Genomic DNA, 11,008 nt, shown 5'->3' with positions numbered 1-11,008 from the left:
AAAAGCACTCAATTTTGAGTGCTTTTTTTTGTTTATTTTCTCCGATAAAGTATTTTCTTTCATAAATCGTTAGATTTCGCTTTTCTTTTAATATTTTTACTATTTATTTAATTCAAATTTAGTTCTTTATTAACACATAGATTTTTTATGTGTAGAAATTCTTATGAGTCAACAAGTAAAATCAAGAAAACAAGTAAACGAACATGGTGAAGTATTTACAGCAGAAAGAGAAGTAAATGCAATGCTTGACCTTGTGAAGCAAGAAACAGAAAGAATAGATTCAAGATTTTTAGAGCCAGCTTGTGGAAATGGAAATTTCTTAGCAGAAGTTCTCAGGCGAAAGTTAGCTGTTGTAGAAGATAGGTATTCTAAAAATCAAATCGAGTTTGAAAGATATGCAATTATCGCCATTTCAAGTATTTATGGGGTTGATATTTTAGAAGATAATGCAATAGAGTGCAGAGAAAGGCTCTATAAAATCTTTGAAGAAATTTATACGAATAGATATAAAAAACTATGTAAAGACGAATGTTTGCGAAGTATAAAATTTATTTTGGATAGAAATATTTTATGGGGTGATGCTTTAGATTTTACGAACCCACTTACAAAAACACCAATTATTTTCTCTGAGTGGAGTGCCGTAAACGGAAGTATGATTAAACGTAGAGACTTTATATTTAAGTTTTTAGTTGAGAAAACCCATCAATTTTCATTATTTAATGACCAAGGCGATGCCGCAGCCATTGATGAGCCAGTAAGAGATTTTCCGTTGGTACATTTTTTAAAATTGTCAGAATCAGGATTTGCAGGATTAGAGGATTCTCAAGATTAAAATTTTTATTTAATGAAAAACTTTGATGCAATCACCTACAAAATAAATGGTTGTGCCATGAAAGTGCACAATACACTCGGCAATGGCTTTCAAGAAGTAATTTACCAGCGGTGTTTGGCTATTGAATTACAAAAAGTAGGTCTTGAATTTGGAAGAGAAATTGAGCAAGATATTTTTTATGATGGTATTAATGTTGGCACAAGAAGAGCTGATTTTGTTGTAGAAAATGATGTTATAGTTGAATTAAAAGCGGTTATTAATTTGGAAGACGTTCATCTCGCACAAGCAAAAAACTATTTAGTTGCCTATAATAAACCCATAGGGTTACTTATCAATTTTGGTTCAAATAGCCTACAAATCAAAAAGGTTTTTAATTCAAAATACCGTTGGAATCAGGATTTTCAAGATTAAAGATTTTCAGGATTAAAATACTCAGCCAATGAAAAACAGAAATTAAAACGAATCAAGAAATTTTTAAAATAGCAACGGTACAACGACTCATAAATCCGATACGAAAAAGAATCAAGAAAATCCTAAAATCAAGTAAATCATGATTCAGACAACTTACAACCCTGACGTACTTTCTTGCCTTGCTAACCTAAGCAATGATGAAGTTTTTACACCACCCAATTTGGCAAATCAGATGCTTGATTTGCTGCCTACTGAGCTTTGGAGTAATAAAAACGCCAAATTTCTTGACCCCGTAAGTAAATCAGGTATTTTTCTGAGGGAAATAGCCAAACGTTTGATGAAAGGTTTGGAAACTCAAATACCCGATAAACAGACTCGTATCAATCATATTTTCCAAAATCAATTATTTGGAATTGGCGTTTTGGGTTAAATGAATTTTATCCTCCGCAATAATTTTTCGTTAATTAAATAAGCATGTTAAAAAATGGCTGTAAGAATCTCACATTGTTCAAAATCCACTGAAAACTATTTTTTATGTTTAAATGATAAAGTTTCAGGATTTACTGATAGGAGTCCACAAATTGGCGATTTAGTTTACCTTGTCGTAAAAATTGGAAAGAAAAGTTTATGTGGAGCAAGATTTATTCTCGATGAGCCTACCGATTATAAGCCTTGGAAAGATGCTGATAATTATATTAGTGCTTTCACCATAAAAAATATTGAATTCTGCAAACCATTTGATATTTCAATTCTATCAGATTTAGGAGGTAAGTATTGGGCGATAAAATTTGTTCAAAGAGCAAAATCTATTACTGACAAACAAGCTATAAAGTTACTAAATGACCAGTTTCTCAGTAATAAAATTGATACTCTCTATCAATTTACTGAAGAGATACCCCAGCTTGAAATAGATGAAGATGACTATGTTGAAAATGCCACTATCGAAGACGAAAAAGAACTGCAAAAAATAATTAAAGTTATCCCAGATGCGAAGGTTTCTATTATGGGGACTTTTCAGATAGTTCCATTTTCAAATGAGATAGATAAAATCAAAGGGCTTGAAACATTAGTAAATGAGCATTTTTATTCTTTGTTTCCTCAGTTCCCGAAATCAAAAACGTTACTTATTCCAGAAAATAGACTTTTTAAGACAAAAGGTTTCAAAATAGATGGTAACAATGTACTTGGTATAAGAACACTTCCTGATGGAATATTAATAGAGTTTGATAAAAATTCAAAAAATCTATTTCGAATAAATCTTATTGAATATGAATGTTATGGAGAGCGTAAACAAAAAGAAATAGAAAAATCCAGTTATTTAAATGGAACTATAATTCCTCAATTAATGAGATTTGCTTCGGCATTTAGTATAATCACAGATGAACAAACGAGAGTTAAAACTATAGAGAGTTGGGTTGATAAAATCATAACATATGTAAATAATGAGGAAAGTCAAACTTCTAAATTCATTGATTGGATTAAAGAGGTTCGCCCTGAAATAAAGGAAAGGTCAATTGAGAGAGAAATGGAAAAACTTTTAATTGAATCATTTAAGACAAATTTAAGAGTAGTACTTATAATTGATGAATTAAGTTCTGAGCAAAAATCAACAATAAAAAATGTAGTAAGTTCCTTTAAGCTTGCAAATGGAGAAAGTAATGTGCAATTTACAGCATACGTAGTTAAACTTGTTCAAAAAATAAATATTGTTGATAATAATTCAGAATATGCCTTAACAATTCAATAGCAAAACACTTAATATTAAAATAACACATCCAAGAAATAAACCTAAATGCTTAAAGTGAAGTACAAAAATGGCTTGATTTAATACGTGGTTCTTTTTCTGAAACTACGATTGATAACCTAAAATTAGGAGCAAAAAAGCCACCGTTGCCATTTTCTCATGCTCCATTGTTAAATGTTTTATCTCATACATTTTGGTTTTTACCGAGTGTTGCTTCATGTTTTGCAATGAAAAACTTGTTGGAGCAGAAGCAAAATAAATTTTATCAAGACTACGAAGTAATTGTTGCGGCGGGGACGAGTGCAGGTATTGGCGTAGAAGCGTTACCGCCAATATTGAAAGCAATGGGTAATCCATTAAAAACAAAAACCATTACTTTATCGTGTGGTAAACTAACAACTGGTGTTTCAGTAAAACCGTGGAGAGGTATTTTTATGTTACGCAATTCATCAAGTCCCGAAACATATTTTCAAGCAGCATTTAGAGTCCAAACACCTTGGACAATTAAAAACACCGATAGTAAATCACCTAATAAAGAGGAAATTATAAAACAAGAATGTTATGTTTTTGATTTTGCTCCCGACCGAGCTTTAAAGCAAATAGCCGATTATAGTTGCCGATTGAACGTAAACGAATCGAATCCTGAAAAAAAAGTGCAAGAATTTATTCATTTCTTGCCTGTATTGGCTTATGATGGTAGCTCGATGAAGCAAGTTGATGCAGCTGGTATTTTGGACATGGCAATGAGTGGAACAACGGCAACCTTACTGGCCAGACGTTGGGAAAGTGCATTATTAGTAAACGTTGATAATAATACATTACAGCGTTTAATGAATAATCAAGATGCTATGCGAGCATTAATGAGCATTGAAGGTTTCAGAAATTTGAACCAAGATATTGAAACGATTATTAATAAATCTGAGTCGGTTAAAAAAACTAAAAAAGGAGCTAACGAAAGAGAATTATCGAAAGATGAGAAAAAAGAACTTTCAGATGAAGAAAAGGAGTACAAAACAATACGAAAGCAAATTCAAGAAAAACTCATCAAATTTGCTACTCGTGTGCCTGTCTTCATGTATTTGACCGATTATAGAGAGCGAAGTTTGAAAGATGTAATTACACAACTCGAACCAGGGTTATTCAAAAAAGTAACAGGTCTGAATGTAAAGGATTTTGAATTATTGGTCAGTCTTGGAGTTTTTAATAGTGCTTTGATGAATGATGCAGTTTATAAATTTAAACGTTACGAAGATGCCAGTTTAGAATATATTGGAATCAATAAACATGAAGGAGAAAACGTGGGTCTTTACGATACGGTTTTAAGTGCTAAAGATTACCAAGATAGTTTTGTTAATGAAGAATGAAATCGAGCACTCAAACAGTTTTTAATGAAATAAGTGTAAGTATTTACCACCGTGATAATTAATACTGACGAGTAAGAAAACTAAACGAAGACATGCAAACTTTATAGTCAGAAATTGACCTATGCAATTCCATGGTGGGGTGTGATAACCCTACGAGCCTACACACTCCGAGGTGCTGATAATTGACCCTACTTTTGGCATGAGTGCGGGGGCGTATGAGGCATATATGAATTAGAATAATATCAAAAACACAGCAAAATATATACTGCACAAAGAAATGGATAACACAACCACCTTATCAACGGGAAAAAAGTACATCAAAGAGATTTTTAGCCCCGAACAATTTTTTAATATTCCAGAATACCAACGCCCCTACGTATGGGGAGATGAACAAATTAGTGCTTTGCTCGATGATATCAGCTCGGCTATGGAGAATGATAGCAACAAAGAGTATTTTTTGGGCTGTATGGTCTGGAATACCCGCAACTATCAAACCGAGGCATCGGTACGGTATATTTATCAAGATATTTTAGATGGTCAACAGCGTTTTATTACCTTATACCTGCTGCATGGCGTAATTAGAGATATTGCCCAAGAAGAAAAACTTCGAGAAAACGTACAACGCCGCCTCATACAAGAAGCCGACGAATACAATAATATTCCAGCAAGAATTCGTATCGAATTTGAAATCAGAGATGACAAGGAATTTTTGCACGAATATATTCTTAAACCCAACGGTACTCAACGCCACGCCAAACTCGATAGTATTGCGGCCGATAGTAATCAGACGGCCTCAGTGCGTAATATGGCAAGGGGAATTCTGACAATGGCACAATGGTGGGCCAATAAATTAGCAGATAAAACTGATAGAGAAGAAAAATACATTGGCGATTTTTACAAATACCTCTCTAATAAGGTATTGGCTTTATATTTAGCCACACCTAATAATCTTGATGACGCTTATAATCTCTTTACGGTATTGAATAGCCGTGGGCTACAACTACAAGTATCGGATATTCTGCGAGCCCAAAACCTACGAGTTATAGACAACGATACACTACGTAAGGCTTATGCCAATAAATGGTCTGTTTTTGAGAATACCATCAGCAATCCCTACAAAGCATTCGATGATTTTCTTTGGGCCTTAGTATTTATTCGCATGAAATACCGCAGCGACGACAATCAGAGTCTGACCAAAGCCTTTGAGTTTATGTTTAGAAAGAATTTGCTTCGGAAAGGCCCCGAAACACTCGATTTTGTTGAAAAATATGTAGGTCATTACGAAGCCCTTACAAATGGCAGTATTGTAACCCGTGAAGGCTCTCAGCTTTTTGGTAATATCATCACGATACTATCAAGTGTATTTGGTAGCCAATTTCTTACACCACTCATGTATTTTAGAGAATGTTTTGGCGAACACCAAATCACCGATTTTTTAATCAAGCTCGATAATCTGTATTCAGTTGGTTGGTTATTAGGCAGACGGCAGTCGAGTACACGCACATTTATAATTCTCAGAAGAATTGAGCATTATTATAATTTATATCAAGAAAATCAGCTAAGTATCGAAGCTGCTGCTGAAGGCTTAATAAACAATGAATGTATGAGTTATAGTTTTTATGACGAAAATATTTCATCTGAAAAACCTATTGATTTATCGGAGTTTGCAACACTTCTGGAGAACGAAAGGTGGGGTTCGTATGCCGGTACACGTGTAAACAAGATTCGATATTTGTTATTAAAACTCGATTTATTAATAGCCAGCCCATCAACGATTATTCAATATAATAAGGATACCTCATCAATTGAGCATTTACTACCTCAAAAAATTGATAACACTACCTGGGATATTGATGGCACCGAACATAAAGAATGGGTACACCGCATAGGTAATTTAGTATTAATTGATAAAAATAAAAACGCTTCGCTCAGCAATAAACCTTACGAAATTAAAAAGCATAAGTATGAAGGTGCTATTGAGAGTAGAGCCAACACCAATTTTGTATTTATGAAGCATCAGGATTGGCATTTGGAAGATTTAAAACTAAACAATAAGCGATGCGTTGATTTACTGATGCAGTATTATGAGGGGAATAGTCTTCGTGCATTCCAAGCCATCAAACGTAATCAGAACTAATAAAACCCGCCAACTTGTAGTACCACATTGTATTTCAATTCATTGTGGTACTAAATTAGCTTTATAATATGATTTTTAGACCAGTAAAATAGCCCTTCACCCTAATAAAACCTCTATCCTCATTAGCTTGATAATAGTCCAATCAAACGTGCGTTTGATTGGACTATTTATTCCTTTGTATAAGAAAAGAAAATCAGAGATATTTTGTAACAAATAATTACTAAATTTGTTACAAAATAATTCCTTCTTATGGAAAGCATTGATAAAAATATAACCAATCATATAGATAAAACTCCACGAGGTAAAATCTTTTTTCCAGAAGATTTTAGAGAATACGGAAGCTCAGGAGCAATCTGATTAACTTTACATCGCTTAGTTGAAAAAGGGGAAATTAAGCGTATAGCCCAAGGAGTTTACGTAAAGCCAAAAGTAAGTAAACTACTTGGAGAGTTAACCCCAACAGCCGAAGATGTTGCTATCGCCATTGCAAAAAGAGATAAAGCACGCATCATTCCTGCTGGAGTGCATGCCCAAAATAGACTTGGGCTATCTACACAAGTACCAACTAAAGTAGTATATCTTACAGATGGTTCACCAAGGCTAATTAAAGTAGGGAAAAGAACTATTTTATTCAAAAAAACCAGTCCCAAAAACTTATCAACTAAAGGCCAAATCAGCAGTTTAGTTATTCAAGCATTAAAAGATATTGGGAATGGTCTCGTTACAGAAGAGGAAGAAAAAAAAGTGATTAATTTTCTAAAAAAAGAAGATGTAAATAATCTCAAAAATGACATAAAATTAGCTCCAGTCTGGATAGCTGAAATAATGAAAAAAGCTCTAACGAAATGAAATTGGACGATTTAGTCAACTTTGATGAAGTCCATCAGAGCTTAGGAAAACAAGCCATTGTAGCCTATAAAATATTGGTTATATTCCAGCTAACTCTTACAATTGAAATCAGATATTGGTAATGAAACACAAATACTTGCATTGCCACTCAAGTAATACTAAATTTGTATAAAGTCAAAAAAAACATGTTAACTGAAAAAGAAATCACATTCCTCGAAGAACAGATTCCATATTTAGCAGAAACAGCTACCAAGCAAGCCTACTGGAGAAGTTTAGCTGAAGGCGATAAAGTTATGATTGCAGAAAATGGAAAACTTATTGAAGTTTCTCCAGACGGCTCTCGGAAAATTATCAAAGAGATTGAAAAACCGATTGCTGTTATTCAAAAAAAATATATAATTTCCAAGTGATGTCAAAGCGACGATTACGCATTTTTGCTGGACCCAATGGTTCAGGAAAAAGTACCATCAAATCTGTTATTTCAGATAGGTCTTTTGGGATATTAACTTAATCCTAATGAGATTGAAAAAGAAATAAATCGACAGGGATATTTAGATATTAGAGATTTTAATATCAATACCAATAGAAACGAAATTGTACGTTTTTTTTAAAATCATCCACTTACTGAACGCTCCGAAAATGGAGATTTCGTATATGAAATAACTTATATAGAAAAAGGTTTTATTTCTTTTCATAACCTTGGTTTTGATTCTTATTTAAGTGCTATTCTGACAGACTTCTTGCGTCATAAACTTTTGAATGAGGGCAAGTCTTTTACATTTGAGACTGTAATGTCATCTCCTGATAAGATTGAAATTCTAAAAAAAGCTCAAACAGAAGGTTATCGTACTTATTTATACTACGTTGCAACAGAAGACCCACTTATAAACCTTTTACGAATTGGGCATCGAGTAAAATCTGGCGGTCATAATGTTCCAAACGAAAAGGTAGTTTCAAGATATTATCGTTCATTAGAGTTATTGTTTGAAGCAGTTAAGCACACAGATAGAACATTTATTTTTGATAACTCAGGCGATAACAAAATATGGATTGCTGAAATTGTTGGGGGAACAGAGATAAATCTTCAGACGGAAGAAATCCCAGCCTGGTTTCAAAAATATATTTTAGATAAGATATAATTCTATACCAGAAACTATTCTTTCTTAAGTACATGCTTACAGATATGTTTGGGATAAAAATATTATAATCTAAGTTTCCTCTCAAAATGGTCGCAAATATTTGCATTTTTTGCGACAAAACTACCTCAATCAAGCTAAGTGGTGGCTTGCCAACAAAAAAGCCGTCTCAAACGAAACGGCTCTTTGTGTACAACCCTAACCACTATGATGAAACATAATTTATTTAATATATTTACGCTGACCGAACCCCCGGCCGATGCTTAAAAATCTTCCTAATTCTAAAAAATGATATAATTCATAAACTCCTAAAATGAGCAACACACCTACCAAGAAAAATTGTAGTGGATAAATCATTATTAAATGACTAAGACTTGTGTAAATTTCTAAAAACATAACGTTGCTTTTTGGGGTTATTTTAACATGACAAAGGTCTGAAAGAATATTTATAAATTTTAGCGTAAAAACCCCTGATTTTTAGTACGTGTTTCACGGTATTTCTACTTATATTGCTCCTTTCAGTTTATCTGTTCTTTCATTTCACATTTATTTTACTTAAATAAGCTAACAATAATGAAAATTAATATCGAAACCGCTGTCGAACAATCGGTTAGTGATGTATGGCGTCAATTTGATGATAAACTGCTACTCAAATTATCACCGCCATTTCCTCCTGTCAAGCTTATATCATTTGGACAGAAAGTTGGCGAAAAAGTTACATTTGAACTAAACTTTTTTATTATACGGCAAATTTGGGTGAGTAAAATCACAGATTCTTATTTATCGGTAGAAGAATCGTTCTTTATTGATGAAGGCGTGCAGTTGCCATTCTTTCTAAAATACTGGAAACACAAGCACCGTATTGTGAAAGATGGCAGTACAGGAAGTAAAATTATTGATGAAATCGAATTTCGTACGCCCACTATTTTGACAGATTACATTTTTTATCCTATCTTGTATCTTCAATTCCTTTATCGCAAACCAATTTATCAGCGAATATTCAAAACCCCTAACCCCTAAAGGGGAATAAAAGTCCCTAAACGCTGACGTTGGTTGACTAAAATATGACCAAAGAAAATATTTAAAGCTCCTTTAGGGCAAGGAGTGAATCAACTAACTAAAAAGTACATTCTTTAGGTGGGAGAATGGATTAAACACTATGAAATTAAACATTACTTGGAAAATCTTCATCGGCATGACGCTCGGTATCATTGTCGGTTATTTTATTCACAATCATTTTGATTTAGGCCAATTTGGAATCAAAGATGCGGCATTACTTACTCCCGAACAAGTAAAAGCCAATGAAGGCATGAAAGATTGGAGTTCGTATCTTCAACTGCTCTCAAAGATTTTTTTACGCCTGATTCAAATGATTTTAGGACCTTTGGTTTTTTCAATACTTACCGTAGGAATAGCCAAATTGGGAGATTTCAAAGTAGTTGGTCGTATTGGCCTTAAAACATTAGGCTATTTTTATTTTGCCACAATCTTATCATTAGTTGCGGGTATGGTTGCCGTAAATGTAATGAAACCTGGTAAAGTAATGACACTCGATTTGCCAAGTACAGGTACTGACACCGGCGTTGAGGCCAAGAAAATGACTCTCGAAAACTTTATCACACACGTTTTCCCGAAGAGTATTTTTGAGGCACTTTCTACCAACGAAGTGCTACAAATCGTAGTATTTTCATTGTTTTTTGGTGTAGCGTTGGCAGCCATTGGTGAAAAAGGAAAAAGTGTAACCAAAGCCCTCGATGCGATTTCAGAAGTAATGTTTAAGATTGTTGGCTACGTTATGACATTCGCACCTTATGCAGTATTTGGCTCGGTTGCGGCAGTTATTGCTGCCAAAGGGCTTGGCGTGTTGGGTGGTTACTTATATTTAATTGTTTGTTTCTTCGCAACTTTGGCATTTTTCATTGTTGTTGTTTTGTGGGTGATATGTCTCACACAAAAAATCGACTACTGGAAATTATTGAAATATGTAAAAGATGCTCTATTCTTATCATTCAGTACGGCAAGTTCGGAGGCTTCAATGCCATTGCAAATTGAACAACTCAAAAAATTCGGTATTTCTGAGCGAATCATCAGTTTTGTTTTGCCTTTAGGTTATTCTTTCAACCTTGATGGTTCAATGATGTATATGACCTTTGCAACAGGCTTTATCGCCCAAATCTACGGTATCGAACTAACACTTGGCCAACAAGTAACGATGTTGCTTACGCTCTTACTCACAAGTAAAGGTATTGCGGGCGTGCCTCGTGCGTCGTTGGTGGTAATTGCAGGAACACTCACGATGTTTGGACTTCCGCAAGAAGGTATCAGCTTAGTTTTGGCGGTTGACTGGTTGTTAGATATGGGCCGCTCAGCAACTTCGGTAGCAGGAAATGCAGTGGCAACGGCTGTTGTGGCTAAATGGGAGGGGGAATTGAATGAAGCTGCATAAAATACAGCAGTTTAGATAACATAGTTTGAGCCACTATTTTTGATAAGATAGTGGCTCATATTTTTAAAACAATCAACACAAGTAAATAA

At 34.0% G+C, this 11,008-nt stretch carries 10 protein-coding genes and 1 pseudogene; all 11 read left to right on the top strand.

Features of this window, described 5'->3' with window-relative positions; translation table 11 throughout:
* Window positions 1–163: 163 nt before the first annotated feature.
* A complete protein-coding gene (locus ACOVO2_RS08515; protein WP_421769550.1) occupies window positions 164–832 on the top strand; it encodes an SAM-dependent DNA methyltransferase in 669 nt (222 codons plus the stop codon).
* A gap of 12 nt (window positions 833–844) precedes the next feature.
* Entirely contained in the window at window positions 845–1,243 is a 399-nt protein-coding gene (locus tag ACOVO2_RS08510) for a GxxExxY protein (protein WP_421769549.1), read from the top strand.
* Window positions 1,244–1,382: 139 nt separating this feature from the next.
* Window positions 1,383–1,673, top strand: a complete 291-nt coding sequence (locus ACOVO2_RS08505; RefSeq protein WP_421769548.1) for a hypothetical protein — start codon at window positions 1,383–1,385, stop codon at window positions 1,671–1,673.
* Between the two features lie 54 nt (window positions 1,674–1,727).
* A complete protein-coding gene (locus ACOVO2_RS08500; protein WP_421769547.1) occupies window positions 1,728–2,990 on the top strand; it encodes a hypothetical protein in 1,263 nt (420 codons plus the stop codon).
* 224 nt (window positions 2,991–3,214) lie between these two features.
* The gene (locus ACOVO2_RS08495; RefSeq protein ID WP_421769546.1) at window positions 3,215–4,351 is read left to right on the top strand and encodes a hypothetical protein; all 1,137 of its coding nucleotides are present in this window, start codon (window positions 3,215–3,217) and stop codon (window positions 4,349–4,351) included.
* Window positions 4,352–4,628: 277 nt separating this feature from the next.
* On the top strand, window positions 4,629–6,488 hold the full coding sequence (locus tag ACOVO2_RS08490) for a DUF262 domain-containing protein (protein WP_421769545.1): 1,860 nt from the start codon (window positions 4,629–4,631) through the stop codon (window positions 6,486–6,488).
* A 375-nt stretch (window positions 6,489–6,863) separates the two neighbouring features.
* A pseudogene (locus tag ACOVO2_RS08485) lies at window positions 6,864–7,337 on the top strand (DUF6088 family protein); the annotation flags it as partial.
* A 185-nt stretch (window positions 7,338–7,522) separates the two neighbouring features.
* A complete protein-coding gene (locus ACOVO2_RS08480) occupies window positions 7,523–7,747 on the top strand; it encodes a hypothetical protein (protein ID WP_421769544.1) in 225 nt (74 codons plus the stop codon).
* A gap of 381 nt (window positions 7,748–8,128) precedes the next feature.
* Window positions 8,129–8,476, top strand: a complete 348-nt coding sequence (locus tag ACOVO2_RS08475; protein WP_421769543.1) for a hypothetical protein — start codon at window positions 8,129–8,131, stop codon at window positions 8,474–8,476.
* A 570-nt stretch (window positions 8,477–9,046) separates the two neighbouring features.
* Window positions 9,047–9,493, top strand: a complete 447-nt coding sequence (locus ACOVO2_RS08470; RefSeq protein WP_421769542.1) for an SRPBCC family protein — start codon at window positions 9,047–9,049, stop codon at window positions 9,491–9,493.
* 139 nt (window positions 9,494–9,632) lie between these two features.
* On the top strand, window positions 9,633–10,919 hold the full coding sequence (locus ACOVO2_RS08465; protein WP_421769541.1) for a dicarboxylate/amino acid:cation symporter: 1,287 nt from the start codon (window positions 9,633–9,635) through the stop codon (window positions 10,917–10,919).
* Window positions 10,920–11,008: the final 89 nt, after the last annotated feature.

It is taken from the genome of Emticicia sp., from assembly GCF_049241225.1.
In the GTDB taxonomy this organism is placed as follows: domain Bacteria; phylum Bacteroidota; class Bacteroidia; order Cytophagales; family Spirosomataceae; genus Emticicia.
Note: the sequence above shows the minus strand (reverse complement) of the source record. Positions and strands in the feature narration are given on the sequence as shown.

Bases quoted from the DNA above. Each gene is read 5' to 3' on its own strand.
- ACOVO2_RS08515 (WP_421769550.1), top strand. From the start codon at position 164: ATGAGTCAACAAGTAAAATCAAGAAAACAAGTAAACGAACATGGTGAA.
- ACOVO2_RS08510 (WP_421769549.1), top strand. From the start codon at position 845: ATGAAAAACTTTGATGCAATCACCTACAAAATAAATGGTTGTGCCATG.
- ACOVO2_RS08505 (WP_421769548.1), top strand. From the start codon at position 1,383: ATGATTCAGACAACTTACAACCCTGACGTACTTTCTTGCCTTGCTAAC.
- ACOVO2_RS08500 (WP_421769547.1), top strand. From the start codon at position 1,728: ATGGCTGTAAGAATCTCACATTGTTCAAAATCCACTGAAAACTATTTT.
- ACOVO2_RS08495 (WP_421769546.1), top strand. From the start codon at position 3,215: ATGAAAAACTTGTTGGAGCAGAAGCAAAATAAATTTTATCAAGACTAC.
- ACOVO2_RS08490 (WP_421769545.1), top strand. From the start codon at position 4,629: ATGGATAACACAACCACCTTATCAACGGGAAAAAAGTACATCAAAGAG.
- ACOVO2_RS08480 (WP_421769544.1), top strand. From the start codon at position 7,523: ATGTTAACTGAAAAAGAAATCACATTCCTCGAAGAACAGATTCCATAT.
- ACOVO2_RS08475 (WP_421769543.1), top strand. From the start codon at position 8,129: ATGTCATCTCCTGATAAGATTGAAATTCTAAAAAAAGCTCAAACAGAA.
- ACOVO2_RS08470 (WP_421769542.1), top strand. From the start codon at position 9,047: ATGAAAATTAATATCGAAACCGCTGTCGAACAATCGGTTAGTGATGTA.
- ACOVO2_RS08465 (WP_421769541.1), top strand. From the start codon at position 9,633: ATGAAATTAAACATTACTTGGAAAATCTTCATCGGCATGACGCTCGGT.